The sequence below is a fragment of the Motilibacter rhizosphaerae genome (assembly GCF_004216915.1).
Classification (GTDB): Bacteria; Actinomycetota; Actinomycetes; order Motilibacterales; family Motilibacteraceae; genus Motilibacter; species Motilibacter rhizosphaerae.
This window is the reverse complement of record NZ_SGXD01000003.1, coordinates 701,793-728,211: the sequence shown is the minus strand read 5'-3', so window position 1 is coordinate 728,211 and position 26,419 is coordinate 701,793. Positions and strand designations below refer to the sequence as shown.

21 protein-coding genes and 1 tRNA gene are annotated in these 26,419 nt (G+C 73.7%); 17 read left to right on the top strand and 5 right to left on the bottom strand.

From position 1 onward, the window contains the following. The first annotated feature begins 29 nt into the window (after positions 1-29). Positions 30-701 (top strand): response regulator transcription factor, encoded by a 672-nt coding sequence (locus EV189_RS14135; protein ID WP_130493560.1) that lies wholly within the window; start codon positions 30-32, stop codon positions 699-701. Position 702: 1 nt separating this feature from the next. Continuing rightward, positions 703-2,103: a sensor histidine kinase gene (locus EV189_RS14130; protein ID WP_130493559.1), complete on the top strand. Its 1,401-nt coding sequence runs from the start codon at positions 703-705 to the stop codon at positions 2,101-2,103. A gap of 24 nt (positions 2,104-2,127) precedes the next feature. Here EV189_RS14130 and EV189_RS14125 read toward each other — a convergent pair whose 3' ends face one another. Beyond that, entirely contained in the window at positions 2,128-2,451 is a 324-nt protein-coding gene (locus EV189_RS14125) for an ArsR/SmtB family transcription factor (RefSeq protein WP_130493558.1), read from the bottom strand. A gap of 79 nt (positions 2,452-2,530) precedes the next feature. On the opposite strand from EV189_RS14125, the gene EV189_RS14120 reads away from it, so the two are divergent. The 4 genes from EV189_RS14120 to rsmA are packed head-to-tail and all read left to right on the top strand — an operon-like array spanning position 2,531 to position 7,289. Next, complete coding sequence (locus EV189_RS14120; RefSeq protein WP_231116386.1) at positions 2,531-3,736, top strand: MFS transporter; 1,206 nt, start codon at positions 2,531-2,533, stop codon at positions 3,734-3,736. A gap of 54 nt (positions 3,737-3,790) precedes the next feature. Beyond that, positions 3,791-5,575 (top strand): methionine--tRNA ligase, encoded by a 1,785-nt coding sequence (metG, locus tag EV189_RS14115; RefSeq protein ID WP_130493557.1) that lies wholly within the window; start codon positions 3,791-3,793, stop codon positions 5,573-5,575. Continuing rightward, complete coding sequence (locus EV189_RS14110) at positions 5,572-6,441, top strand: TatD family hydrolase (protein ID WP_130493556.1); 870 nt, start codon at positions 5,572-5,574, stop codon at positions 6,439-6,441. Before metG ends, EV189_RS14110 begins: the two co-directional genes overlap by 4 nt. After that, positions 6,438-7,289, top strand: coding sequence for a 16S rRNA (adenine(1518)-N(6)/adenine(1519)-N(6))-dimethyltransferase RsmA (rsmA, locus tag EV189_RS14105; RefSeq protein ID WP_130493555.1), 852 nt, complete (start codon positions 6,438-6,440; stop codon positions 7,287-7,289). The genes EV189_RS14110 and rsmA overlap by 4 nt, the downstream gene beginning before the upstream one ends. 93 nt (positions 7,290-7,382) lie before the next feature. On the opposite strand, the gene EV189_RS14100 is transcribed toward rsmA, so the two are convergent. Then, entirely contained in the window at positions 7,383-9,062 is a 1,680-nt protein-coding gene (locus EV189_RS14100; protein ID WP_165400307.1) for an alpha-keto acid decarboxylase family protein, read from the bottom strand. Positions 9,063-9,171: 109 nt separating this feature from the next. On the opposite strand from EV189_RS14100, the gene EV189_RS14095 reads away from it, so the two are divergent. From EV189_RS14095 to EV189_RS14080, 4 genes are all read left to right on the top strand, one after another. Next, on the top strand, positions 9,172-9,672 hold the full coding sequence (locus tag EV189_RS14095) for an Lrp/AsnC family transcriptional regulator (protein ID WP_130493553.1): 501 nt from the start codon (positions 9,172-9,174) through the stop codon (positions 9,670-9,672). Between the two features lie 9 nt (positions 9,673-9,681). Further along, positions 9,682-10,590: a 4-(cytidine 5'-diphospho)-2-C-methyl-D-erythritol kinase gene (locus tag EV189_RS14090; protein WP_130493552.1), complete on the top strand. Its 909-nt coding sequence runs from the start codon at positions 9,682-9,684 to the stop codon at positions 10,588-10,590. A gap of 26 nt (positions 10,591-10,616) precedes the next feature. After that, positions 10,617-12,398, top strand: coding sequence for an ABC-F family ATP-binding cassette domain-containing protein (locus tag EV189_RS14085; protein WP_130493551.1), 1,782 nt, complete (start codon positions 10,617-10,619; stop codon positions 12,396-12,398). Between the two features lie 92 nt (positions 12,399-12,490). Beyond that, the gene (locus EV189_RS14080) at positions 12,491-12,826 is read left to right on the top strand and encodes a hypothetical protein (RefSeq protein WP_130493550.1); all 336 of its coding nucleotides are present in this window, start codon (positions 12,491-12,493) and stop codon (positions 12,824-12,826) included. Here EV189_RS14080 and EV189_RS14075 read toward each other — a convergent pair. After that, entirely contained in the window at positions 12,765-13,361 is a 597-nt protein-coding gene (locus tag EV189_RS14075; protein WP_130493805.1) for a TetR family transcriptional regulator, read from the bottom strand. The genes EV189_RS14080 and EV189_RS14075 overlap by 62 nt on opposite strands. Before the next feature lie 179 nt (positions 13,362-13,540). Further along, the gene (locus EV189_RS14070) at positions 13,541-17,476 is read right to left on the bottom strand and encodes a LamG-like jellyroll fold domain-containing protein (protein ID WP_231116384.1); all 3,936 of its coding nucleotides are present in this window, start codon (positions 17,474-17,476) and stop codon (positions 13,541-13,543) included. A gap of 409 nt (positions 17,477-17,885) precedes the next feature. Here EV189_RS14070 and EV189_RS14065 point away from each other — a divergent pair, with 409 nt between their 5' ends. The 6 genes from EV189_RS14065 to EV189_RS14040 all read left to right on the top strand — a co-directional run bounded on the left by EV189_RS14065 (position 17,886) and on the right by EV189_RS14040 (position 24,993). After that, positions 17,886-19,136 (top strand): substrate-binding domain-containing protein, encoded by a 1,251-nt coding sequence (locus EV189_RS14065; protein WP_130493548.1) that lies wholly within the window; start codon positions 17,886-17,888, stop codon positions 19,134-19,136. A gap of 50 nt (positions 19,137-19,186) precedes the next feature. After that, the gene (locus EV189_RS14060; protein ID WP_196788576.1) at positions 19,187-20,740 is read left to right on the top strand and encodes a sugar ABC transporter ATP-binding protein; all 1,554 of its coding nucleotides are present in this window, start codon (positions 19,187-19,189) and stop codon (positions 20,738-20,740) included. Further along, positions 20,737-21,732, top strand: coding sequence for an ABC transporter permease (locus tag EV189_RS14055; protein ID WP_231116383.1), 996 nt, complete (start codon positions 20,737-20,739; stop codon positions 21,730-21,732). Before EV189_RS14060 ends, EV189_RS14055 begins: the two co-directional genes overlap by 4 nt. Then, positions 21,729-22,799, top strand: a complete 1,071-nt coding sequence (locus EV189_RS14050; protein WP_130493546.1) for an ABC transporter permease — start codon at positions 21,729-21,731, stop codon at positions 22,797-22,799. The genes EV189_RS14055 and EV189_RS14050 overlap by 4 nt, the downstream gene beginning before the upstream one ends. Positions 22,800-22,832: 33 nt before the next feature. After that, positions 22,833-23,894: a LacI family DNA-binding transcriptional regulator gene (locus tag EV189_RS14045; RefSeq protein ID WP_231116382.1), complete on the top strand. Its 1,062-nt coding sequence runs from the start codon at positions 22,833-22,835 to the stop codon at positions 23,892-23,894. 64 nt (positions 23,895-23,958) lie between these two features. Continuing rightward, positions 23,959-24,993, top strand: coding sequence for a LacI family DNA-binding transcriptional regulator (locus EV189_RS14040; RefSeq protein ID WP_231116381.1), 1,035 nt, complete (start codon positions 23,959-23,961; stop codon positions 24,991-24,993). Between the two features lie 65 nt (positions 24,994-25,058). Here EV189_RS14040 and EV189_RS14035 read toward each other — a convergent pair whose 3' ends face one another. Then, a complete protein-coding gene (locus EV189_RS14035) occupies positions 25,059-26,036 on the bottom strand; it encodes an acyl-CoA desaturase (RefSeq protein ID WP_196788575.1) in 978 nt (325 codons plus the stop codon). Positions 26,037-26,233: 197 nt separating this feature from the next. Between EV189_RS14035 and EV189_RS14030 the strand changes: the two genes are divergently transcribed. Then, a tRNA-Gln gene (locus EV189_RS14030) sits at positions 26,234-26,306 on the top strand. Positions 26,307-26,419: the final 113 nt, after the last annotated feature.

The window sequence follows — 26,419 nt, the reverse complement described above, 5'->3', positions numbered from 1 at the left end:
GACGGGCGCGGGCGGAGGACACTGGACCGGTGACCTCCGCCCGCGTCCTCGTCGTCGAGGACGACGACGGCCTGCGCGACGTGCTCGCGCGCGGGCTGCGCCGCCACGCGTACGACGTGGTGACCGCGCGCGACGGCGCCGGCGGGCTGCGGGCGGCAGAGGCCGGCGTCGACGCCGTCGTGCTCGACGTCGGGCTGCCCGACAGCGACGGCCGGGACGTCTGCCAGGCGCTGCGGGCGCGGGGGCTCACCGTCCCGGTGCTGTTCCTCACCGCCCGTGATGCGCTGCCCGACCGGCTGGCCGGCTTCGCCGCGGGCGGCGACGACTACCTCGCCAAGCCGTTCGCCCTGGCCGAGCTGGTCGCGCGGCTCGAGGTCGCGCTGCGCCGGTCCGGGAGCGAGCCGGGGGTGCGCGACGGCGAGCTGCTGCTCGACCCGGTGACGCACGCGCTGAGCGCGGGCGGGGAGTCCGTACCGCTCACGCCCACGGAGTTCCGGCTGCTGGCCCGGCTGCTCACGCAGCCCGGCGCCGTGACACGGCGCCACGAGCTCGTCGCCGCCGGCTGGCCGGCGGGTGCGATCGTCTCGGACAACACGCTGGACTCCTACGTCGCCCGGCTGCGGCGCAAGCTGCGCGGGCTGCCGACCGACCGGGCGATCGAGGGCGTGCGCGGTGTGGGCTACCGGCTCGCGCAGCGCTGACGTGCGGACCCCGACGGGCGCGACCAGCGGCCCGGGCAGGACGCGCCTCTCCTCGACCGCGCGCGGCCTCGTGCGGACCAGCACGCTGCGCGGCCGGCTGGCCCTGCTCGCCGCCCTCGCGGTCGGGGGCTGGCTCCTCGTGATGGGCGCGGCGGTGCACGCGGTGCTCAGCCACCAGCTCTCGGCGCAAGCCGACAGCGTGCTCGCGGCGCACGCCGAGGCGGTGGCGAGCACGGTGCACGTGGCGCCCGGCGGGGTCCGGGTCGACTCGCCGCAGGACGACGACGCGCTCGACACCGACGCCTGGGTCTTCGCCGACGGCCGGCTCGTCGAGGGCGCCACCCGCTCCGGGGCGCTGTACGCCGCGGCCGCCGACCTCGCCCGCGTGCAGGGAGGGCGGCACGGCGCCGCCACCCGCGACGTCGACGTCCCGCACGACTACCGGCTCTACGCGATGGCCGTCCAGCGCGACGGCGCGGACGGGACGACGGGTGCGCCGGGCCCGGCCCGCGTGACCGTGGTGACGGCGGTGGGGACCGGCCCGTACTCGACGGCGCAGCGGGCGGCGCTGCTGGCCTCGGCGGTGCTCGCGGTGCTCGTCGTCGCGGGCGTCTACGTGCTCGCGCGGCTCGTCGTCGCCCGGGCGCTGAGCCCGGTCTCGGGGCTCGCCCAGCAGGCGGCGGCCTGGAGCGCGAGCGCCCCGTCTCGCCGCTTCGGCGCGGCGCGGCTGCCGGCGGAGCTCGCCCACCTCGCGGGCAGCCTCGACGAGATGCTCGACCGGCTCTCGGCCGTGCTGCGCCACGAGCAGCGGCTCACCGCCGAGCTCTCCCACGAGCTGCGGACGCCGCTGGCGCGCATCCTCGCGGAGGGCGAGCTGCTCGTCGACGCCGAGGGCCGCCAGCTCCCCGGGGCGGCGGCGATCACCGCGACGGCGACGGAGATGTCCGCGCTGCTCGACACGCTGCTGCGGGCGGCCCGCGCCGAGGCCGCGACGACGCCGGGACGCGCGGAGCTCGCTCCCGTGCTGGCGCGGGTCGCGGAGCGCGCACCGGGCGTCGAGGTGGAGGTGCCCGCTGCGCTCAGCGTGGGCGTGGAGGGCGAGCTGGTCGAGCGGATGCTCGCGCCGCTCGTGGACAACGCCCGCCGGCACGGCTCCGCCGTCCGCGTGACGGCGGCCCGCGCAGGCCGCGAGGTGGTGGTCGACGTCGTGGACGACGGGGCCGGGCTCGCGGCCGCCGACCTCGAGCGGGTCTTCGAGCCCGGGGTGTCGCTGGCGCCCGGCCACGGCGGCGCGGGGCTCGGCCTGCCGCTGGCGCGCCGGCTCGCGCGGGCAGCGGGCGGGGAGCTCGTCGGCGTCCCCGGTCCGGGCGGGCGGTTCCGCCTCACGCTGCCGCCTGGCTGACGCCCTGGTCAGCCGAGCGAGGGCTCAGCCGCGCGAGAGCACGGCGTCGAGCAGGCCCGGGAAGCGGGCGTCCAGCTCCTCGCGGCGCAGGGTGAGCAGCCGCTGCCGGCCCTGCGGCTCGTTGCGGATCACCCCGGCCTCGCGCAGCGTCTTGAGCTGGTGCGAGAGCGTGGACTTCGGCAGCTCGCCGGCGTCCGGCAGGCAGGACTGGACCTCCTGCGGGCCCTCGCCCGCGAGCTGGCGGACCAGCGCGAGGCGCAGGGGGTCGCTCAGCGCGAACAGCACGCGGGTCAGCTCCAGCTCCTCGGGAGCCGGGTGGTCGAGGTGGCGCTTCACATCGGCCAGCATAGTTCGAAAGGATTTGAACCCCCGCGGTGTTGCGGCTACTGTCCGTTCGAGTCGATTCGAACTCCGCTGGAGGATCCCCGTGCAGTGGACCCGCCCCCAGGGCTTCTGGCTGGTCGCCGCGACGCTGTTCGCGTTCATGGCCGCCGCGAGCGCACCGAGCCCGCTCTACGTCGTCTACCAGGCGCGCTGGCACTTCTCGTCGACGACGCTCACGACCGTCTTCGCGGTGTACGCGCTGGCGCTGCTGGTCGCGCTCGTCACCGCGGGCGGCATCTCCGACTTCGTCGGCCGCCGGCGCGCGCTGCTCGCCGCGCTCGTGCTGGAGGTCGTCAGCATGGCGGTCTTCCTCGGGGCGCGCGGCGTCGCGTGGCTCACGACGGCCCGGATCCTGCAGGGCGTCGCGACCGGGCTCGCCAACGGTGCGATCAGCGCCGCGCTGGTCGACCTCGCCCCCGCCTCCAACCCGCGGCTGGGCTCACTGCTCGGCAGCGTGGCGCCCTCCGCCGGTCTCGCCGTCGGTGCCCTGGGCAGCGGCCTGCTCGTCGAGTACGCGCCGGCCCCCCGCTCGCTCGTCTTCGTCGTGCTGCTCGTCGCCTTCGTCGTCGCGGCGCTCGCCGTCCTCGCGCTGCCGGAGACCGTGCCCGGGCGCCCCGGCGCGCTCGCCAGCCTGCGGCCGCGGGTGCGCGTCCCCCGCGAGGCGCGGGGCACCTTCCTCGTGGCGCTGCCGAGCCTGTTCGCGACCTGGGCGATGGGCGGGCTCTACCTCTCGCTCGGGCCGTCGCTCGCCGCCGGCGTGCTGGGCACGCGCAACCACGTCATCGGCGGGGTCGTCGTCTTCGCCCTCATGGCCGCGGGCTCGCTCGCCTCGTGGGCGGTGCGCGACGCCGCCCCCGAGCGGACGATGAGCGGCGGTTCCCTGGTCCTCGCCGTCGGCACGCTGGTCTCGCTGCTCGCGCTGGAGGCCGACTCGCTCGCGCTCTTCCTCGTCGGCAGCGCGGTCGCCGGGCTGGGCTTCGGCTCGGCGTTCCTCGGCGCGTTCCGGTCGCTGGCCGCCGTGGCCCGTCCGGACGAGCGCGCCGAGCTGTTCGCCGCGCTGTTCGCGGTCAGCTACGTCGCCTTCAGCGTCCCGGCGGTCGTCGCCGGCTTCGCCGTCACGTCGTACGGCCTGCTCGACACCGCCCGGGCCTACGCCGGGTTCGTCGTCGTCGTCTCGCTGACCTCGACGGTGCTCGGGCAGCTGCGGACCCGGTCCGTACGCCGCCCGGTGCTGGCGGTCGAGGAGTAGCGCGGGGGCGAGCGCGCAGGGAGGGCGCCGGCGCGGGGCAACTAGGCTGGAGCCATGTCCCGTCCCGTCCTCACCTCGGTGGCCTGGCCCTACGCCAACGGCCCCCGGCACATCGGCCACGTGTCCGGCTTCGGCGTCCCGTCCGACGTCTTCAGCCGCTACATGCGGATGGCGGGCCACCAGGTGCTGATGGTGAGCGGCACCGACGAGCACGGCACGCCGATCCAGGTGCAGGCCGACAAGGAGGGCGTGACGCCGCGAGAGCTGGCCGACCGCTACAACCGCGTCATCGTCGAGGACCTGCGCGGGCTGGGGCTGTCCTACGACCTGTTCACGCGGACCACGACGCGCAACCACTACGCCGTGGTGCAGGAGCTGTTCAGCGGGCTGCACCGCAACGGCTACATCGTGGCCAAGACGACGCTCGGCGCGATCTCCCCGTCGACGGGGCGGACGCTGCCGGACCGCTACATCGAGGGCACCTGCCCGATCTGCGGCTACGACGCGGCGCGCGGCGACCAGTGCGACAACTGCGGCAACCAGCTCGACCCGACCGACCTCATCTCGCCGCGCTCGCGCATCAACGGCGAGACGCCGGAGTTCGTCGAGACCGAGCACTTCTTCCTCGACCTGCCGGCCTTCGCCGAGGCGCTGACGGGGTGGCTGCAGTCCCGCGAGGACTGGCGGCCCAACGTGCTGCGGTTCAGCCAGAACCTCGTCGACGACCTGCAGCAGCGGGCGATCACGCGCGACCTCGAGTGGGGCGTGCCGATCCCGCTCGAGGCGTGGAAGGACCGCGACGACAAGCGGATCTACGTGTGGTTCGACGCCGTCATCGGCTACCTCTCGGCCTCGATCGAGTGGGCGCGTCGCACCGGCGACCCGGAGAAGTGGCGGCTGTGGTGGCAGGACCCGTCCGCCACGGGGTCGTACTTCATGGGCAAGGACAACATCGTCTTCCACTCGGTGATCTGGCCGGCGATCCTGCTCGGCTACGACGGCGAGGGCGACAAGGGCGGCGAGGTCGGCTCGCTCGGCCGGCTCGCGCTGCCGACCGAGGTCGTGTCGAGCGAGTTCCTCACCATGGAGGGCAAGAAGTTCTCGTCCTCGCGCAGCATCGTCATCTACGTGCGCGACTTCCTCGAGCGCTACGACGCCGACGCCCTGCGCTACTTCATCGCCGTGGCCGGCCCGGAGAACCAGGACACCGACTTCACCTGGTCGGAGTTCCGTCGCCGCAACAACGACGAGCTCGTCGCCGGGTGGGGCAACCTCGTCAACCGCTCGATCTCGCTCGTGGCCAAGAACCTCGGTGAGATCCCCGCCGCCGGCGAGCAGAACGACGAGGACCGCGCGCTGCTGGCGACCACCGAGCAGGGGTTCGCCACCGTGGGCGGCCTCATCGAGAAGCACCGGCAGAAGGCCGCCATCACCGAGGCGATGCGCGTCGTCGGCGAGGCCAACAAGTACCTCTCCGACCAGGCGCCCTGGAAGCTCAAGGACGACCCCGAGCGGCGCGCCACCGTGCTGCACACGGCGCTCCAGGCGGTGGCCGACTGCAACGTGCTGCTGTCGCCGTTCCTGCCGCACAGCGCGCAGCAGGTGCACGAGATGCTGGGCCTGCCGGGGATCCTCGCTCCGCTGCCGCGCATCGAGGAGGTCGAGGACCTCGACGGCGGTCCCGCGTACCCCATCATCACGGGCGACTACGCCGACGTGCCCGCCTGGGGCAGGATCTCCATCACGCCCGGAACTCCTGTCAGCACACCGACGCCGATCTTCAAGAAGCTCGACGAGTCCGTCGTCGAGGAGGAGCTGGCGCGGCTGGAAGGCGCGTGAGCGAGCCGACGCGCAGCCGGGGGAGCAGCGGGCGCACCCGCGACCTGACGCCGCCGCCTGCGCCCGAGCCGCTGCCGCTGCCCGTCGCGGACGCCCACTGCCACCTCGACATCGTCGACGGCACCGAGTGGGTGCCCACGGCGGACGCGCTGGCGAAGTCGGCCGCGGTCGGCGTCCCCCGCATCGTGCAGGTCGGCTGCGACCGACCCGGCGTCGAGTGGGCGGTGCGCGCCGCGGAGGAGCACGAGGCGATCGTCGCGGCGGTCGCGATGCACCCCAACGAGGCGCCGCTGCTCGCCGAGCGGGGTGAGCTGGCCGACGCCCTGGAGCAGGTACGCGCCGCCGCCGCCCGCCCGCGGGTGCGCGCGGTCGGCGAGACGGGGCTCGACTTCTTCCGCACGCCGCCCGAGGGTCGCGGCGTGCAGGAGGAGAGCTTCCGCGAGCACATCGCCATCGCCGACGCGGTCGGCAAGCCGGTGATGATCCACGACCGCGACTCCCACGCCGACGTGCTGCGGGTGCTCGCGGACAAGGCCCCGGAGCGCGTCATCTTCCACTGCTACAGCGGTGATGCGGCCATGGCCGAGGAGTGCGCGCGGCACGGGTGGTTCCTGTCGTTCGCGGGGACGGTGACGTTCAAGAACGCCGCGGGGCTGCGCGACGCCCTCGCCGTCACGCCGATCGACAACGTGCTCGTCGAGACGGACGCGCCGTTCCTGGCGCCCACGCCGTACCGCGGGCGGCCCAACGCGTCGTACCTCATCCCGCTCACCGTCCGCGTGATGGCGGAGGTCAAGGGCGTGAGCGTCGAGCGGATGTGCGAGGCGGTCGCGGCGAACACCGAGCGCGCGTTCGGGGCCTGGTGACGTCCGACCTGCTCGGTCCGGCGGAGGTCCGCGCGCTCGCGGCCGAGCTCGGGATCCGGCCGACCAAGCAGCTCGGGCAGAACTTCGTCATCGACCACGGCACGGTCCGCAAGATCGTGCGCGCGGCGGAGCTCCGGCCCGATGACGTCGTGCTGGAGGTGGGGCCGGGTCTGGGGTCGTTGACGCTGGCGCTGCTGCCGTCCTGCGCCTCGCTCACCGCGGTCGAGATCGACCCGCCGCTGGCGGAGCGGCTCCCGCAGACCATCGCCGAGCGCGCCCCGGAGCACGCCGCGGGCTTCCGCGTCGTCAACGCCGACGCCCTGCGGGTGACGACGCTGCCCGGGCCGGCGCCGACCGCCCTCGTCGCGAACCTGCCCTACAACGTCGCGGTCCCCGTGATCCTCCACCTGCTGCAGCACGTCCCGACGATCCGCCGCACGCTCGTCATGGTGCAGGCGGAGGTCGCGGACCGGCTCGCCGCTGCGCCGGGCTCGCGGACGTACGGTGTGCCGAGCGTCAAGGCGCAGTGGTACGCGACGGTCTCGCGTGCGGGCTCCATCGGCCGAGCCGTGTTCTGGCCGGCGCCCAACGTCGACAGCGGCCTCGTCGCGATGGACCGGCGCGACCCGCCCTCGACGTCCGCGTCGCGCGAGCAGGTCTTCGCCGTCGTCGACGCGGCGTTCGCGCAGCGTCGCAAGGGGTTGCGCGCCGCGCTCGCCGGCTGGGCGGGTTCGCCCGGCGCCGCCGCGGAGGCGCTGCGGGCAGCGGGGATCGACCCGCTCACCCGAGGGGAAGCGCTGAGGGTCGAGGACTTCGCGCGGATCGCGGAGCAGCGGCCCACCGGCTGAACCTCCGGGCACCCCCCGGCGGGATCGAACAAGGTGCCCCAGTGCGCGTCGGACGCACACTGGGGCACCCTGTTCGATCGCCGAGCGGGCGGATCAGTGCGCCGCACCGAGCCCGCGGGCGATGCCCTGCAGCAGGGGCGGGGTGTCGTCGCGGGGGAGGACGACCTGGAGGAAGCGCGGCGTACCAGCGCTTCCTGACCGCAGCGCCTGCCGCAGCTCGCCGGCCGTCTCGACGAGCGCGGTCTCGACGCGGACGCCGGGCGCGAGCGCTCGGACGAGCGCACGCCAGTCCCAGCGGGCGATGTCCTGGTACGCCGCCTCCGGGCTGCGGATCGCCCGCTCGACCGTGTAGCCGCCGTTGTCGAGGAGCAGCACGGTGCCCGCGAACCCGCGGGCGAGGACGGTCGAGAGCTCCTGCACGGTGAGCTGCGCCGCGCCGTCCCCGACGACGAGCACGAGCGGGCGGTCGTCACCGCCGACCGCGAGGCCGAGCAGGGCGGGGATCGTCCAGCCGATGGAGGCCCACGCCGGCTGGCCGACGAGCTCGGCCCCCGCCGGCAGTGCGACCCCGGCCGCCCCGAAGTACGCGCTGCCGGCGTCCGCCACCAGGAGCGCGCCCGGCGGGAGCCAGGCCGCGAGCTCGCGCCACAGCGCCTCCTGGGTGAGGCCCGTTTGATCGGGGTCCTCGATCGACGCGGGCTCGTCCCGAGCAGATGGACCAGTCCGGACCCCCAGTTGATCGAGGCCCCCGATCAACTGGGGGGAAGAGGCGGCCGCTCCCGACGCCACCCGCACCAGCGCCGCCACCGCGTCGCGCAGCTCCACCCGCGGGTACGCCACCTCGCCCACCTGCGCCTCGTGCAGGCCGAGCGTGACCGCGGGCTTGAGGTGCGCGCTGAACATGCCGGTCACGAGGTCGGACAGCACCGCGCCCACGACCACCAGGCAGTCGCTGTCCTCCACCGGTGCGACGACGGCGGGGTCGGGGGAGAGCGCGCCGACGTAGCAGCCCAGCGACGACGGGTGCGCCTCGTCGAGCAGGCCCTTCGCGTCGAGCAGCGTCGCCACGGGCACCCCGGCGTCCGCGAGCGCGCGGACCTCCCCCCGCAGGCCCGTACGCACCGCCAGCCGCCCGGAGAGGGCCACCGGCTGTGCCGAGGAGAGCCTGTGGCGCAGCGCTTCCTCGAACTCTGCCAGCGACTCGGGGTCGGACGAGCGCGCCACCAGAGGACGTGCCAGGCGCTCGGCGCCCTGCACCGGCGCGACCGCGACGTCGCACGGCACGGTGAGGTGGACGGGGAGCAGCTCGTCGAGCGCCAGCTGCAGCAGCCGGTCGATCTGCTCGGCCGCGGTGTCCAGCGCCAGCACCTCGGCAGCGGCGGTCACCTCGGCGTACGCCCGGCTGAAGCGGGTGAGGTCGCCGTCGAGCAGCGAGTGGTGCACGGGCGTCCCGGCCACGACGGCGCTCGTGGCCGGCCCGCCGGTGAGCGCGAGCAGCGGCACCGACTCGGCGTACGCCCCCGCCACGCCGTTGAGCGCGGACAGCTCGCCGACGCCGAACGTCGTCGCCACCACGCCGAAGCCGCGCCGCCGCGCGTAGCCGTCGGCGGCGTACGCCGCACCGAGCTCGTTGGTCGTCCCCACCCAGTCGAGCCCGGTGGCGAGCAGCTCGTCGAGCAGCGCCATCGAGTAGTCCCCCGGCAGCCCGAACAGGTGCCCGACGCCGCACTGGCGCAGCCGCGCCCCGAGGTAGCCGCCGACGGTGAGGTCCATGGCCACAGTGGAGACCCGGGGGAGCGGTCTGGGCAACCATCCGCGCGCAGATGGAGCAGGATGAGCACTCAGGACTCCTCCAGAGGGCCAGGAAGGGAGCAGGGTGGGCATGCTGGACGACACGGACGCGCGGATCCTGCTCGCGCTCGACAGCGACCCGCGCTCGCCGGTGGTGGAGCTCGCGGCCCGGCTGCGGCTCGCCCGCAAGACGGTGCAGACGCGGCTCGCCCGCCTCGAGGGGGTGCTGCGCCCGCACACCGAGCGGGTGCCGCCCCGCGAGCTCGGGTACGCCGTGGCCGCCCTCGTCACGGCCGAGGTGGCGCAGGCCGAGCTGGCCTCCGTGGTCCGCGGGCTGCGCGCCATCCCCGAGGTGCTGGAGGCGGCGGCGACGACGGGCGAGGGCGACATCGTCTGCCGGGTGGTGGCGGCGGACCCGGAGGATCTCTACCGGGTGGGCCAGCAGATCCTCGCCTGCCCGGGCATCCAGCGGACGAGCACCGTGGTGCTGCTGCGCGACCTCGTGCCCTACCGGACGGCTCCGCTCCTGCAGCAGCACCTGCGCCGGCACGAGCGGAGCGCGGCGGCTCGGCAGGCCGGCGGCAGCACCTAGGATCGGAGCATGGGGCCGGTCCGGGTGCGCGTGCCGGCCAAGGTCAACCTCCAGCTCGCGGTGGGGCCCGTACGCCCCGACGGGTTCCACGAGCTCGTCACCGTCTTCTGCAGCGTCGGGCTCCACGACGACGTCACCGTCACGACCTCCGACGAGACCCGCGTCCGCACCACCGGCCCCGAGGCGCACCTCGTCCCAGCCGGTGCGGACAACCTCGCCGCCCGTGCGGCCGAGGCCCTCGCCCGTCGCGCGGGCGTCTCTAGCGGTGTGGACATCACGATCGACAAGGACATCCCGGTCGCCGGCGGGATGGCCGGCGGCAGCGCGGACGCGGCCGCGGTCCTGCTGGCCTGCAACGAGATCTGGGGCCTGCACTGGCCGGCCGAGGAGCTCGTCCCCGTCGCTGCCGAGGTCGGCAGCGACGTCGCCTTCGGCCTGCTCGGCGGCGTGGCCGTCGGGCGCGGTCGCGGGGAGCTGCTCGAGCCGGTCGGGACCACGGCGGAGTTCGCCTGGGCCTTCGCCTTCGCCGACGAGGGGCTCTCGACCCCGGAGGTCTTCCGCACCTGCGACCGGCTGCGCGAGGGCGTCGACGTGCCCCAGCCCGAGGTGGCCGAGGACCTGCTGGCGGCGCTGCACGACGGCGACGCGGCCGCCCTCGCGGCGAGCCTGGCCAACGACCTGCAGCCGGCGGCGCTCGCGCTGCGGCCGGGGCTCGCCGACGTGCTGGCCGAGGGGACGCGCGCGGGCGCGCTCGCCGGCATCGTCAGCGGGAGCGGCCCCACGTGCGCCTTCCTCTGCCCCGCCGAGGCCGTGGCTGCCGTCGTCGGCGCCGCCCTCGCCGGCCTCCCCGGCGTCCGCCGCACGCGCACGGCCCGCGGGCCGGCCGGCAGCCCGCAGCTCGCCCCCGTGAACCCCTAGCGCACCTCGAACGACTGGAACCGCCTGTGCCACCGCGTACGCTCGCCTCCCTCGAGGACGTCTCCAAGACCTGGGGCACCCGGACCCTGCTCGACGGGGTCACCATCGGCGTCTCCGAGGGGTCGCGCATCGGCATCGTCGGGCGCAACGGCGGCGGCAAGACCACGCTGCTCGAGGTCCTCGGCAAGCAGACCCACGTCGACGCCGGCCGCGTGGTGCACGCCGGCTCGCTGCGGCTGACCGCCGTCACGCAGTCCGACGACCTGCCCCCCGGCATGGGCGTGCGCGAGATCGTCGTCGGCGACCGGCCCGAGCACACCTGGGCCTCCGACGCGCGGGTGCGCGACGTGCTCGACGGCCTCTTCGGCGGCGTCGAGGCCTTCGCCGCGATCGACCGCGGCACCGCCGGCGCGTCCGGCGGTGAGCGGCGTCGCATCGCGCTGGCCCGCGCGCTGATCCTCAGCGAGGGCGGCGACGACGACCTGCTGCTGCTCGACGAGCCGACCAACCACCTCGACGTCGAGGGCGTGGACTGGCTCGCCCAGCACCTGCGGACGCGCCGCGGTGCCCTGCTCGTCGTCACCCACGACCGGTGGTTCCTCGACGCCGTCGTCGACACGACCTGGGAGGTCAACGACGGCAGCATCGCGACCTACGACGGCGGCTACTCGGCCTACGTGCTGGCGCGGGCCGAGCGCGCCCAGCGCGCGGCGACCGAGGAGACCAAGCGGCAGAACCTCCTGCGCAAGGAGCTCGCCTGGCTGCGCCGTGGCGCGCCGGCGCGCACGAGCAAGCCGAAGTTCCGCATCGCCGCGGCCGACGCGCTCATCGCCGACGAGCCGCCGGCGCGCGACGACGTGGAGCTGGTCTCGTTCGCGAGCGCCCGCCTGGGCCGTACGGTGCTGGAGCTCGAGGACGCGACCGTCGACGTGCCGGGCCGGCGCATCCTCGACGGGGTCACCTGGCGGCTCGGCCCGGGGGACCGGGTGGGCGTCGCAGGGGTCAACGGCGCGGGCAAGACGACGCTGCTGCGCGCGCTCGTCGGGGAGGCGGCGCTGAGCGGTGGCCGGCTCGTCACGGGGACGACGGTGCGCGTGGCGTACCTCTCGCAGTCGGTCGCCGAGCTGCCCGGGCACCTGCGGGTCCTCGAGGCCGTCGAGGAGGTGCGCAGCACGGTCCAGCTCGGCGCCAAGGAGCAGAGCGCCGGCCAGCTGCTCGAGCGCCTGGGCTTCCCGGCGGAGCGGCAGTGGACGCCGGTCGCGGACCTCTCCGGCGGCGAGCGGCGCCGCCTGCAGCTGCTCCGGCTGCTCATGACCGAGCCCAACGTGCTGCTGCTCGACGAGCCGACCAACGACCTCGACACCGACACGCTGGCCGGGCTCGAGGACCTGCTCGACGGGTTCGCGGGGACGCTGGTGGTCGTCAGCCACGACCGCTACTTCCTCGAGCGCTGCACCACCGCGGTCTGGGCGCTGTTCGGCGACGGAGCGCTGCGCCACCTGCCCGGGGGTGTGGAGGAGTACCTCCAGCGCCGGCAGGCCGCGCTCGCCGCCGCGGCCCCGGCTGCGCGGCCGGTCGCCGCCGCCGCGCCCAGCTCGGGCGCGCAGGACCGCCAGTCGCGCAAGGAGATCACCCGCCTCGAGCGCCGACTCGAGCGCATCGGCCAGCGGGAGGACGAGATCCACGCCGCCATGGCGCAGGCCTCGACCGACCACGAGCGCGTCCTCGCGCTGGACGCCGAGCTGCGCACGCTCGGCGACGAGCGGGCCGAGCTCGAGGAGCGCTGGCTGGAGCTGTCCGTCGACTGAGCCGGCCGGGGACGCCGCGGCGGTCCCGGACGTTGAGCCGGGGAGGTCGCACCGGCGCGTCCACCCCGACGACCCCCCTGGGAGGACCTGCGGTGCCCACCTTGCGCGTCGGCTCGGCGCTCGTCGCACTCGCGTTCGCCATGGTGCTGGTCGGGTGGTCGGCGTGGCGCGGCTCGCGCTCGAGCTCGGCGGCCCTGGTGCTGCTGGGCTTCGCGTGGCTGACCATCGACCGGCTGTGGGAGGGCCCGGTGCTGCTCGTCCTCGTCCCGCACCGGATGGGGCTGACGGCCGCGGACCCCGTCGGGCTGCTCAGCGTCGCCGCCGGGGGGTTGCTGGGGCTCCGCAGCCTCGTCGGCGCGCGCGCCCTCAGCGCGAGGTCAGCTTCGGCTTCGCCTCGAGCCCGGACAGCCCGTTCCACGCGAGGTTGACCAGGTGCGCGGCCACCTCGGCCTTGCGCGGCTTGCGGACGTCGAGCCACCACTGACCGGTGAGCGCGACCATGCCGACGAGCATCTGCGCGTAGAGCGGGGCGATCTTGTCGGTGAAGCCGCGTGACTGGAACTCGGCGGCGAGGATGTGCTCCACCTGGCTGCCGACGTCGCTCATGATGCTGGCGAACGTGCCGCTGCCCGAGGTCACCGGCGAGTCGCGGACGAGGATGCGGAACCCGTCGCTGCTGGACTCGATGTAGTCGAGCAGGGCGAGCGCGGCCTGCTCGAGCAGCTCGCGCGAGCGCTCCGTGGCGGTCAGCGCCTCCGTGATCGACGTCAGCAGGCTCTCGACCTCGCGGTCGATGACGACGGCGTACAGGCCCTCCTTGCCGCCGAAGTGCTCGTAGACCACGGGCTTGGAGACGCCTGCCTTCGCGGCGATCTCCTCGACCGAGGTGCCCTCGAAGCCCTTCTCGGCGAACAGCGAGCGGCCGACGTCCAGCAGCTGCTCGCGGCGCTGCTTGCCCGTCATGCGCACCCGGCTGGCCGCCGCGGGGGAGCGGCCGCTGCTGCGGGTCGCGGGCGGTGTCACCGCTCCATCCTCGCAGAGCGTCCCGGCTGAGCAGCCGCAGGGCGCGTACGCCGCAGAGCCCCCGGCTCCGGCGAGGGGTGCCGGAGCCGGGGGCTCTGCGTGGGGGAGAGCAGCCGCTGCTAGTGCCCGGTCACCTTGAGCACGGTGACCGAGTGGGCCGGCAGGCTCAGCCGGGTGGTGGTGCCGAGCCCGCTGACCTGCCGCGTGGTCGGGGTGACCGCGTCGGGGTGGGCCAGCGTGTTGCGCGTCGACGGGTCACCGGTCAGCTGGGTCAGCGTCCCGGTCGGGTCGATCGAGCCGATGTCGGTGAACTGCAGGCGCGCGGACTGCACCTGGTCGCTGGGGTTGACCAGCTTGACGTAGAACGTCGTGCCCGCGCTCGAGGTCGACTTGCTCACCGTCTGCTGGATCGCACCGGCGCCGGAGAGCCGGCTGCCGACGATCTGCGAGCCGAGGTTGGTGCTGAACATCTGCTCGACCCAGTACGACGGCGACCCGTAGCTCGAGCCCGCGTCGATGCCCACGAGGTTGGTGCCCCAGTTGGACTGGTTCTCGTTGACGATGATCGGGGCGTACATGCTGCCGATGACGATGTCGCTGTTGCGCTCGATGCCGGTGAGGAACCCGGCCTCGCCCACGGCCGCGGCGACCGTCCCGGTCGGCTGCCCGTCCTGCGCGCCGTACTCGCCGACGAGGATCTGCGGGCCGCTGCGCGACGCCTGGTCGTAGCGCGTCGAGGCGTCGGTGAACCACTGCGGGCTGTTGTAGTAGTGGTCGTCCGCCACGTCCGGCGTGATGCCCGGCTTGGCGCTGGCCGCCCCGCCCTGGAGCCCGCCCGTGGTGGCGATCACCTTGAGCTGCGGGTACTTCGCCTTGATGGCGTCGTACATCCGGGTGTAGCGCCAGGCGTAGGACCCGCTGCCGTCGAACCAGTCCTCGTTGCCCACCTCGACGTAGTGCAGGTCGAACGGCTTCGGGTGCCCGTCGGCGGCGCGCTTCGCGCCCCACGTCGACGTGGTGTCGCCGATGGCGTACTCGATCTCGTCGAGCGCGGAGTCGATGTACTGCTGGTAGTCCGCCTCGCTCACGTGCTGGCCGTTGAGCGTGTAGCCCGCGAAGAGCGCGAGGTCAGGCTGGGCGCCGAGGTCCTCGGCCATCTGGAGGTACTCGAGGATCCCCATGCCGTCCGAGGACCAGTAGCCCCAGGCGGTGTTCTGGTGCCCCGGGCGCAGGTCGACGTCGCCGATCGTCTTCTTCCAGTCGAAGTGCGTCGCGAGGTCGTTGCCCTCGAGGTAGTTCCCGCCCGGCACGCGGAAGAGCCCCGGCTTCAGCGCCGCGAACTTCTGCATGATGTCCGTGCGCAGCCCGTGGCCCTTGTAGGTCGGCGGGAAGACCGAGACCTGCGAGACCCAGACCGTCTGCCCTGCCAGGGCCTTGCGGCCGCTGTTGACGACGGAGACGACGATGCGGTTGTCCGTCGAGGCGGTGATGCCCGCCGGCGTGGTCAGGCTGAACGACTGCTTGGTCCAGGACGTGCTGGGGGCGCGCAGGTTCTTCGAGGCGAGCACCGTGCCGTCAGGCTTCTCGAGGCTGACGCGCACGTCGCCCGTGAAGCCGCTCGCGGCCTTGACCGACACCGACGACTTGTACGTCGTGCTCGGGTCGACACGGATGCCGTAGAACCCGATGTTGCTGGCCGCGACGCGCGCGCCCACCGGGAGCGAGGTGGCGGACAGCTGGAGGCTGCGGTCGATCGCGGAGTTCAGCGGCGTGGTCGTGTCCACGGCGTACGAGCCGGTGGCGCCGCCCGTCGCGGAGTACTGCCAGTACGGCACGGGCCAGTCCCCGGCGCCGCTCCCGCCCTGGTAGCTCTCCTTGAAGCTGCGGTTGCGCACGAGCTCGGCGTAGAGGCCGCCCTCGACCGAGTGGCTGATGTCCTCGAGGATGAGGCCGTACGTCGTCTTCCGCGTGGTGGCGCGGATGTCCGTCGCGTCGACCGTGACCGCGTTGGCGCCGGCGAGGACGTTGACCTGGTCCTGCGTCAGCGCGTAGCGCGCGACCTGCACCTCGTCGACCGCGCCGTCGAGGTACGGCGCCGCGCCGCTCGCGCTGCCGATGGTGAACGGCGCCGACGAGTCGCCGGACGCCGTGGCGCAGGCGGAGATGTCGAGGCCGTCGGAGGCCCCGGTGCCGCAGCTGCCGGCGCCCGCCACGAGCGCCGAGGCGCTGCCGTCGAGGTAGACGCGCAGCCGGCCCGCGGCGCGGTCGACCACGGCCACGACGTCGTGCCACGTGCCGTCGGCGAGGCCGCCGTCGGCGGTGGTGGCGGAGATCCCGCCCAGCCGCACGGTCACCTTGCCGCCCGAGACGCCGATGGCGTACCCGTCGGTGGCGCTGCCCTTCTGCACCAGCGTCTGCGGGGCGCTGGAGGTCGTGCGCACCCAGGCGCCGACCGTGGCGCTGCCGGTGCCGAGGTCGAGCCCCGGGACGTCGCCCACGGAGATGTCGGCGCCGCCGGTGAGGGCGACCGCCTTCCCGATGGCGCCCGCGGTCCACGTCGCCCCGGGGCCGCGCAGCGTGCCGTCGGCGCCATTGGGGGAGGCGTCCTTCGCCGTCGTGCCGCTGCCCTCGTCGAGGTGCCACAGGCCGCTGCCGGACAGGCTCGAGACGGTGCCGGCGTCGAGGGCGAAGGGGTACGTGCGGACGTCGTCGACCGCGCCGCTCCAGAAGTCGACCGGGCCGCCGTACTTGCCGCGCCCGATGACGAGGTGCCCGGTCGCCCTCCACGTGCCGGTGACGCTGGCGGTGGACTCCTTGGTGCCGTTGACGTAGAGCGTCACGGTGCTCGCAGCGGAGTCGTAGACGCCGACGAGGTGGTACCACTGGCCCGTCGTCGCCGTGCTCGTCGCGCTCGCGACGGCAGCAGCGGCCGACGTGGAGTCGGAGGCGAGCTTGGTGAAGGCGAAGCGGCCGTCGTTGCGCCGCTGCAGGAAGAACCCGCTGACGGCGCTGCCGTCCACGCTCACCGCGGTGCGGAAGCCGTTCGGGTCGTCGCTGCGGACCCAGGCGGACACCGAGAAGCTCTGCGAGGTGTTGACCTCCGGGCCCGGGGTGTCGACGTACGCGCTGGTGCCGTTGAACGCCCCGGCGCTCGGGCCGACGACGCCGGGGGTCCAGGTGGCGCCGCCGGTGAGGGTGCCGTCGGCGTTGGCGAGCGAGTCGTCGGCGGCGGTGGTCCCGCTGCCCTCGTCGAAGCGCCAGGCGCCGGTGGTGGCGAGCTGGGCGACCTGGGCGGGGCTCAGCGCCGAGGTCCACGCGCGGACGTCGTCGATGCTGCCGTTGACGAAGTCCACCGGGCCGCCGGCGTACTTGCCGCGGCCGATGACGAGGTGACCGCCCGCGGTCCACGAGGCAGGCGTCGGGGTCGTGCCCTGGAGGCGGCCGTTGACGTACAGCGAGAGCGTGTGCGCCGCGGTGTCCTTGACGCCGGTGAGCTGGTACCACTGGCCCGGCACCGGGTCGAAGGTCGCGCTCGGGAACGGCGCCGCGGCCTGCGGCGAGTCGCTCGACAGCTGGACGAAGGCGAAGCGGTTGGTGTCGCCGCGCAGCCCGAGGAAGAACCCGCTCACCGAGCTGCCGTCGACGCTCACCACCGTCTGGTAGCCGTTGATGCTGACGAGCTTCACCCAGGTGCTGACGGTGAACGAGCTGCCGGTGTCGATGACCGGGGCCCCGGCGTCGGCGTACTGGCCGTTCCCGTTGACCTGCAGGGCGGACTCGCCCTGGATGCCGCTGGTCCAGGTGGCCCCGCCCTGCAGCGTGACCGGGTGGGTGCCGGTGGTGTCGGCGGAGGTGCTGCCGCTGCCCTCCTCGAAGGTCCAGCGGTCGCTGGGGACGGGGCCCGCGGCGGCGTGCGCGGCGGTCGGGGCCGACAGCAGTGCCGTCAGGCCGCTCGCGAGGAGCGAGCCGGCGGCGAGGCCGGCCCACCCGCGGGCAGCGCGCCGCCGCGCGCTCGAGGACGGGCGGGGGTGGGGACGGGGTCGTGCTCGGGTCACGTCGTACTCCTTCGTCGGACGGTGACGGGGCAGAGCGGGACGCGCGGGGGCGCGTCGCAGGGGGACGGGACGGCGCGGAACGCTCCGGCCGGAAGCACCCGGGCGTGCACGCCCGGGCGTGATGTGAACGCTCACTCGGCCAGTCGCGGGGTTCTGCAGCGCGGCAAGGCGGGGGGAGGTGGATGGCACTCTCGTCCGGCTCGCGAGGCTTGTCAAGACCCGTCCCGTGGTCCGGGCGCGCCGTGAGGTGAGCGGTAACATTTCCATCACGGTCCCTTGACGAGCCCTGATGTGAGCGCGAACATCTCAACGCAGGTGCGGCGGGGAGCACGGTCCGGGCAGGAGCCGGGACGGCCCTCCGGCAGCGCCCCGGGCATCGCGCCCCACGGTCTCGTTCAAAGGAGAAGCCATGACCCCCAAGAAGCACCTGGTCGTCTCGGCCCTGACCGCCGCCGGCCTGGTGGCCGTGCTCAGCGGCTGCGGCGACTCGGGCAACAAGTCCACGGGCGCCGACGCCGGCACCGGGACGACCGCCAGCCAGCCCGCCGCCCCGGCCAGCAGCGCTCCCGCTGCCGCCACGTCCACCGGCTCGGACGCCTCGAGCTCCGCCGACGCGGGCAGCAGCGCGGCGGCCGGTGGCAGCGGCGAGGTCCCCGCCGCCATCAAGGCCGCCGGCGGCACCGCGCTCATCGCGGGCACGCCGGCCAAGGGGATCGAGGCGCAGTACGGCCCGATCTGCAAGGGCTCCGACCTCGGCATCGGCAAGATCGACTTCGCCAAGGACACCATCGGCTGGGCGCAGTCCGAGAAGGAGGCCAACCCCTTCCGCATCGCCTCCACCAAGTCCCAGGTCGACGAGGCCAAGAAGCGCGGCATCCACCTGCTGACGACCAACGCGCAGTCGAACGTCCAGCAGGAGAACAGCGACATCAAGGGCATGATCGACAAGGGCGCGAAGGCCATCATCTTCTCGCCGATCAACTCGACCGGCCTCGGCGACGCCATCGCGTACGCCAAGAGCAAGCACGTCGCGATGATCCCCGTGGACCGCAACATCACCGGTGTGCAGGGCTGCCAGTCGGTCGGCCCGCAGCTCGGCTCGGACTTCGTGCTCCAGGGCAAGCGCGCCGCGGACGCGATGATCAAGGCGACCGGCGGCAAGGCCAAGCTCGCGATCCTGCTCGGCGCGACCGGCGTCAACGTGACCGACGACCGCACCAGCGGCTTCCTCGACGAGCTCAAGGCGCAGAACGCCTCCGGCATCCAGGTCATCTTCAAGCAGACCGCCGACTTCACCCGTGAGAAGGGCCAGCAGGTCACCGAGACCCTGCTCCAGTCCCACCCCGACGTGAACGCGATCTACGCCGAGAACGACGAGATGGCCCTCGGCGCGATCACGGCCCTGCAGGACAAGGGCAAGAACGGCACCGACAAGGTCCACATCGTCTCGATCGACGGCACCAAGGGCGCCGTGCAGGCCATCGTCGACGGTGACATCGACACCGTCATCGAGTCGAACCCGGCCTACGGCCCGTCCGCCGAGGACGCGCTGAACGCGTATGTGAACGGCGACGGCTACCCGGCTGTCACCATCACCACGGACAACCAGTACGACAAGTCCAACGCGCAGCAGGCGATCTCGTCGGGCACGGCGTACTAGTCCGCGGTCGGCGAGCAGCAGCAGCGACGGACCAGGAAGGCATCGGGCCAGTGAGCTCAGCGCAACCGAAGGCACCCACGCTCTCGATCCAGGGCGCCAGCAAGCACTTCGCCGGCGTCGTGGCGCTGGACGATGTCTCCGTCGACCTGCTGCCGGGGGAGGTGCACGCCCTCGTCGGTGAGAACGGCGCGGGCAAGTCGACGCTCATCAAGCTGATGACGGGCGTGTACTCCCTCGACGCGGGGACGCTCCACTACCAAGGGGAGCAGCGGGTCTTCAAGTCGGCCCGCGAGGCGCAGCAGGCGGGGATCCAGACCATCTACCAGGAGGTCTTCCTCGCCCCGCAGCTCTCGGTCGCCCGCAACATGTTCCTGGGGCGCGAGCCCAAGCGGTTCGGGTCGCTGGACCTGCGCCGCATGAACCGCGAGACCGACGAGATCCTCGGGCGGTACGGCATCGTCGCCGACGTGCGCCGCCCGCTCGGGGAGCTCGGTCTCGGGGTCCAGCAGATGGTCGCGGTCGCCCGCGCGGTCTCGCAGGACGCCAAGGTCGTCATCATGGACGAGCCGACGTCGTCGCTGGAGCCGCGCGAGGTCGACCGGCTGCTCGCCGTCGTCGGGCTGCTCCGCCAGCAGGACGTGGCGATCGTCTACGTGTCGCACAAGATGGACGAGATCTTCCGCGCCTGCGACGTCGTCACGGTCCTGCGGGACGGCAAGCTCGTCTCGACCGACCCGGTGTCGAGCATGGACCGGCGCACGCTGGTCTCGCGGATGCTCGGTCGCGAGGCCTCGGACATCGAGAGCGGCCGCACCCAGCTGCAGGTACGCGGCACCGCCCGCTCCGACGCCGCCCCGGTGCTCGAGGCGAAGTCCCTGCAGCGCAAGCTGGTGCTGGACGACATCTCGCTCGTCGTGCGCCCCGGCGAGATCGTCGGGCTGGCCGGCCTGCTCGGGTCGGGGCGCAGCGAGACCGCGAAGGCGGTCTTCGGTGCGATGCCGGTCGACTCGGGCACCGTGCACGTCGAGGGCAAGCCCGACGCGCGGCGCAACCCCGCCTCGAGCATCCGGTCCGGCGTCGCGATGCTGCCGGAGGACCGCAAGGTCGAGGGCATCATCCCGAGCATGTCGATCCGCGACAACATCGCGCTCGCCGCGCTGCCGCAGCTGTCGCGGGGCGGCTTCCTCAACCGCAAGAAGCAGGACGAGATCGTCGACGTCTTCATGAAGCGGCTGCGGATCCGCGCTGCCGGCCCGCACCAGAAGGTGCGCGAGCTCTCCGGCGGCAACCAGCAGAAGGTCCTGCTGGCCCGCCTGCTCTGCCTCAACCCCAAGGTGCTGATCCTCGACGAGCCCACCCGTGGCATCGACGTCGGCGCCAAGGCTGAGGTGCAGGCCCTGATCGCGGACCTGGCCGACAAGGGGCTGGGCGTGATCCTCATCTCCTCCGAGCTGGAGGAGGTGGTCGAGGGCTCCGACACCGTGCTCGTGCTGCGGGACGGTGCTGCGCTCGGCACGCTGTTCGGTGACGAGATCTCGGAGGACGCCATCATGAACCTCATCGCCGGCGCTGCCGCCGAGCAGGCGGAGGTGGCGGCGCCGTGAGCACTGCTGTCCTCCAGCGGATCCCGCGGCTCGACCGCAAGGCCGTCGACGGCGACTTCGTGCGCGAGCGCGGCGTCTACATCGCCCTCGTGCTGCTCATCCTCTACAACGTCTTCTTCACGCCGTTCTTCAACCGGTTCGAGACCGTGACCACGCTGATGCTGCAGACCCCCGCGGTCCTCATCGTGTCGCTGGGCATGCTCATGGTCATCGGCACCGGCGGCATCGACCTCTCGGTCGGCGCGACGATGGCGATCGCCGCTGCGGTCATGGGCAAGTTCGTCGCCCCGGACCCCAAGGGGCTCGGCCTGCCGCTCGCCCTCGCGATCATCACCGCGCTCGTCGCGGGGCTGCTCGTGGGCATCTTCAACGGCATCGTCGTCGGCGTCGGCGGAGTGCAGCCGATCGTCGCGACGCTCAGCCTGCTCGTCGGCGGCCGCGGCATCGCGCTCGTCATCACCTCGGGCGCGCTGATCGAGCTGTTCGTGCCGGGGCTCACCAAGCTCGGCCGCGGCCAGGTCAGCAACATCCCGTACATCTTCCTCATCGCGCTCGCGCTGGTCGTCGTCGTCGCGGTGCTCGTGCGGCAGACGACCTTCGGCTTCCGCCTGCTCGCCATCGGCGGCAACGTACGGGCCGCGACCCTCGCCGGCCTGCCCGTGCGCCGCACGATCATCACGGTCTACGCGCTGAGCGGGCTGCTCGCCGCGATCGCCGGCATCATCGCCACCGCCCGTACCCGCGCGGCGGACCCGTCCTACCTCGGCCTGGGCCTCGAGCTCAGCGCGATCACCGCGGTGGTCGTGGGCGGGACGGCCCTCAACGGCGGCCGGGTGCGGATCCTCGGCACGGTCGCCGGCGTGATCCTCATGCAGCTGCTGACGACGACGCTCACCGCGCACAACGTGCCGGACTCGGCGACCCAGGTCGCCGAGGCGCTCATCATCGTCGGCGCCGTCTACATCCAGCGCACCAGCAGGAGCGGGGAATGAGCCCGACGCCCGACCTCACGACTGCGAGCAAGCCCGTGCTGCCAGAGCCGACCGCCCCGGTCCACGTCGCCACCGACGAGCGCGGCGTCACCGCCGGCCGCGAGCGGGCGCGTGCCCTCACCTCGCTGTTCTTCCGCAGCGGCGCGATCGCCGTGCTGGTCCTGACCTGCCTGCTGGCAGCGGTCTTCGACAACGGCTTCGCCTCACTGGACAACCTGCGCAACATCGCGCTGGCGTCGTCGTTCATCGGGATCATCGCCGCCGGCATGACCTTCGTCATCATCAGCGGCGGCATCGACCTCTCGGTCGGCTCGCTGTTCGCGCTCGGCGTCCTCGTCAGCGCGTTCCAGTCCCAGCACGGGTCGGTGGCCGCGGTCGGCACCGCGCTGCTGTGCTGCGGGCTCGCCGGCCTGCTGCAGGGCCTCGTCATCGCCTACCTGCGGCTGCCGCCGTTCATCGTGACGCTCGCCGGCCTCACCGGGATCCGCGGGATCGTCTACTACATCACCGACGAGGGCAACAAGGTCCCGCAGGTCCCGCACAAGGAGGCCTTCGAGCACCTCGGCACCGGCACGTTCATCACGATCGGCCTGCCCGTGTGGATCATGCTGCTCGTCTTCGCGGTCGGTTGGTGGCTGCTGGCGCGTACGGCCTTCGGGCAGCACGTGCAGACGATCGGCGGCAGCGACACCGCCGCGGAGCTCATGGGCCTGCCCGTGCGCCGCGTCAAGGTCCTCGTCTACGTCACGAGCGGGCTGTGCGCCGGCCTCGCCGGCATCCTCACCACCGCGCTGTCCGGCGGCGGCAACGAGGCGCGCATCGGTGACTCGTACGAGCTGGTCGCGATCGCGGCCGTCGTCATCGGCGGCACGCTGCTCAGCGGTGGCGTGGGCTCCATGCTCGGCTCGCTGGCCGGCATCCTGCTCTGGTACGTCATCAACAACATCGTCGTGCAGGGCCTGCAGTTCAACACCTACGTCCAGCAGGTCGTCAGCGGCGCGTTCCTCCTCGTCGTGGTCGTGCTGCAGACGCAGCTGGGCAAGCGCGCCGAGGTGGGCGTCCGCTAGCGCGGGCGCCCCACCCCCGCACGAGGACGGACCGTGCAGAGCAACGGCGAGCGGCGGCCCGCTCGGATGGACGACGTGGCCGCCGCCGCCGGGGTCTCGCACCAGACGGTCTCCCGGGTGCTCAACGGCGCCGACTCCGTACGCCCGGAGACCCGGGCGCGCGTCCTGGCCGCGGTCGAGCGGCTCGGCTACCGGCGCAACGTCGCCGCCCGGGCCCTCGCCTCGCGGCGCTCGCAGACGATCGGCGTGCTGACGGCGGGGACGCAGCTGTTCGGCCCGACCGGGATCCTGCACGGCATCGAGCAGGCTGCCCGCCAGGCCGACTACTACCTCAGCATCGCCAGCGAGCCTGTGCTCGAGCTGGCTGCGGTCCGCCGGGCCCTCGCCCGGCTCACCGAGCAGGCCGTCGACGGGATCGTCGTCGTCGGTCCCCAGGAGGACGCGCAGGGCGCCCTCGTCGAGCTCGCGGAGCGCGTCCCGGTGGTCGTCGTCGACGGTCACGCCGGCCCCGGGCCCACGCGCGTCTACGTCGACCACCTGGGTGGGGCGCGGGCGGCCACCGCGCACCTGCTCGAGCAGGGCGTGCGCACGGTCCACCACGTGGCGGGGCCCCCGGACTGGGGCGAGGCGGCCGACCGGCGGGCCGGCTGGGAGGCCGTGCTGCGCGAGGCGGGCCGCGCCGTACCCCGTCCGCTGGCGGGCGACTGGAGCGCCGGCTCCGGCTACGCCGCGGGCTGCCTCCTCGCGGTCGACCCCGAGGTCGAGGCGGTGTTCGTCGCCAACGACCAGATGGCGCTCGGCGTGCTGCGCGCGATGGCGGAGGTCGGCCGGCGCTGCCCCGAGGACGTGCTGCTCGCGGGCTTCGACGACGTCCCGGAGGCGGGCTTCTTCTGGCCGCCCCTCACGACGGTGCGGCAGGACTTCCCCGCACTGGGGCGCGCCAGCATCGACCTGCTGCTGCAGGGCATCGCGGGCGGGGCGGTCGCTGGTGCCGCGGGCGGCGCCGGCGGGTCCCCACGACGAGAGGTGGCGGTCCCCGCGCAGCTGGTGGTGCGCGCGAGCTCGCACCGGCTGCCGGTGCCGAGCTCGGCCTGACTACGATCCGCTCACGACGGTCCCGCGTGCCCTGCACGGCGGGACGTGACCCGGAGGAGGGCCAGTGGCGCGAGCGGCGACCATGCGCGACGTGGCCTCGCGGGCGGGCGTCTCGCACCAGACGGTCTCGCGCGTGCTCAACGACTCCCCGGCCGTGCTGCCGGAGACCCGCGAGCGGGTGCTCGCCGCGATCTCGGACCTCGGCTACCGGCGCAACGTCGCGGCGCGGGCGCTGGTCACCCGGCGCTCCCAGACGATCGGCGTCGTCAACTTCGGCGACCGGCTCTACGGGCCGACCGCGGCGCTGTACGCGATCGAGCAGGCCGCGCGCCAGCAGGACTACTTCGTCAGCATGCTCAACGACCGGGCGCTCGACGGCGGCAGCATCGGCGAGTCCCTCGGCCGGCTGGCCGAGCAGGGCGTCGAGGGCGTCGTCGTCATCGCGCCGCAGCAGCGCGGCCAGGAGGCGCTGGCCCGGCTGGAGGCGTTCCCCGCCGTCGTCATCGACGGGCACCCCGACTGCGGTGCGCCGCGCGTCTACGTCGACCAGGAGCTCGGGGGCCGGCTCGCCACCGAGCACCTGCTGGAGCAGGGCGTCGAGACCGTGTGGCACCTCGCCGGGCCGCCGGACTGGGTCGAGGCGGAGAGCCGCGTCCGCGGCTGGCGGGCGGCGCTCGCCGACGCCGGGCGGGCGGAGCCGCCGCTGCTGCGCGGGGACTGGAGCGCGGACTCGGGCTACGCGCTGGGCCAGAAGCTCGCCCGCGACCCCGAGGTGCGGGCGGTGTTCGTGGCCAACGACCAGATGGCGCTGGGGTTCCTCCGCGCCCTGCGCGAGGCGGGGCGCCAGTGCCCGGGGGACGTGCTCGTCGTGGGCTACGACGACCTGCCGGAGTCGGCGTTCTTCTGGCCGCCGCTGACCACGGTCCGGCAGGACTTCGAGGCGCTCGGCCGGCGCAGCATCGCGCTGCTGCTCTCGCAGATCGAGGGCAACCGCGCCCACCACTCCGAGACGATCGCGCCCTCGCTCGTGGTCCGGACCAGCTCCGCCCCGCCCCGCGGCCGCGTCATCCGCATGCGCACGGCAGGGCCCCGCGGCTGACCCCTCTCGGGGGAGCCGCGGGGCCCTGGTGAGTGCTGTCGGTGCTGCTGGCGGTGCTGCGCCCGCTAGGCGGCGGCGCGCTCGTCCTCGGCGCCGATGCGCTTGGCGTCGACCCGCTCGCGCTTCGGCCAGCGCACGTCGTAGGCCCAGCCGAGCTTCTCGAACGCCCAGATGGTGCGGGCGGTGATGTCGATCTGGCCGCGCTCGACGCCGTGGCGCGCGCAGGTCGGGTCGGCGTGGTGCAGGTTGTGCCAGGACTCGCCGAGCGACGGGATCGCCAGCCACCAGACGTTGCCCGAGCGGTCACGGCTCTTGAACTCGCGCTCGCCGATCGCGTGGCAGATCGAGTTGATCGACCAGGTCACGTGGTGGAGCAGCGCGACGCGCACGAGGCTCGCCCAGAAGAAGGCCGTGAAGATGCCCTGCCACGACCACGTGAGCAGCCCGCCGAGCAGCGCCGGGACGGCCAGCGACGCGGCGACGATGTACGGGAACGAGCGCGAGACGCGCGCGACGTCCTTGTCCTTGAGCAGGTCCGGCGCGTACTGCGCCTGGTTGGTCTGCTCCACGTCGAACAGCCAGCCCATGTGGGCGTAGAACAGGCCCTTGAGCAGCGACGGGAGGTCCTCGCCGAAGCGCCACGGGCTGTGCGGGTCGCCCTCCTTGTCGGAGAACTTGTGGTGCTTGCGGTGGTCGGCGACCCAGCGGATGACCGGGCCCTCGATGGCGAGCGAGCCGAGGACGGCGAGCGCGATGCGCAGCGGGCGCTTCGCCTTGAACGAGCCGTGGGTGTAGTAGCGGTGGAAGCCGCCGGTGATGCCGAAGCCGCTGAGGAAGTAGAAGAACAGCAGCAGGCCGAGGTCGGTCCAGCCGAGTCCCCAGCCCCACATCACCGGCACGGCCGTGATGAGGGCGAGGAACGGCACGGCGATGAAGACCGCGAGGGCGATCTGCTCCCACGTCTGCTTCTCGTCGTCCCCGTGGAAGGCCTTGGGGATGTCGTCGGGAGTGCCGACCGGACGGTCGACGGCGGGTGCGCTCACGACTGGGCTCCTTGGTCTGGGGGTGGGTCGGGGAGGTGCCTCCCTCGTCCCTACGCAACCGTAACCTACGGCGCCGTAAGCAGTCGAGCGTACGACACGATCGGGTCGTCGTCGGGGCTCCGGTGCGGGAGCGGTGAGCGGGTGGAGCGGACGCGCGTACGCGGCGGTGCCACACTGGTGCGGGCGCTCGGCGCCGGTCCGCCGTGGTGTAATCGGCAGCACCCAGGCCTTTGGAGCCTCGGAGTCTTGGTTCGAGTCCAAGCGGCGGAGCCGCCAGCGCTGACAGCGGCGGCGGAGCGCCTCGCGACGACGCAGTCCGGCGGCAGGACGCCTGCCCGCCGGACGGTACGCTGCGGGAGGCACCGCGGCGCGCGTCCCGCGCA

What these genes read in the sequence shown, in the direction of transcription:
- EV189_RS14125 (WP_130493558.1), bottom strand. Translation starts at nt 2,451, where the DNA reads ATGCTGGCCGATGTGAAGCGCCACCTCGACCACCCGGCTCCCGAGGAG.
- metG (WP_130493557.1), top strand. Translation starts at nt 3,791, where the DNA reads ATGTCCCGTCCCGTCCTCACCTCGGTGGCCTGGCCCTACGCCAACGGC.
- EV189_RS14100 (WP_165400307.1), bottom strand. Translation starts at nt 9,062, where the DNA reads ATGGACCTCACCGTCGGCGGCTACCTCGGGGCGCGGCTGCGCCAGTGC.
- EV189_RS14095 (WP_130493553.1), top strand. Translation starts at nt 9,172, where the DNA reads ATGCTGGACGACACGGACGCGCGGATCCTGCTCGCGCTCGACAGCGAC.
- EV189_RS14090 (WP_130493552.1), top strand. Translation starts at nt 9,682, where the DNA reads ATGGGGCCGGTCCGGGTGCGCGTGCCGGCCAAGGTCAACCTCCAGCTC.
- EV189_RS14075 (WP_130493805.1), bottom strand. Translation starts at nt 13,361, where the DNA reads ATGACGGGCAAGCAGCGCCGCGAGCAGCTGCTGGACGTCGGCCGCTCG.
- EV189_RS14065 (WP_130493548.1), top strand. Translation starts at nt 17,886, where the DNA reads ATGACCCCCAAGAAGCACCTGGTCGTCTCGGCCCTGACCGCCGCCGGC.
- EV189_RS14050 (WP_130493546.1), top strand. Translation starts at nt 21,729, where the DNA reads ATGAGCCCGACGCCCGACCTCACGACTGCGAGCAAGCCCGTGCTGCCA.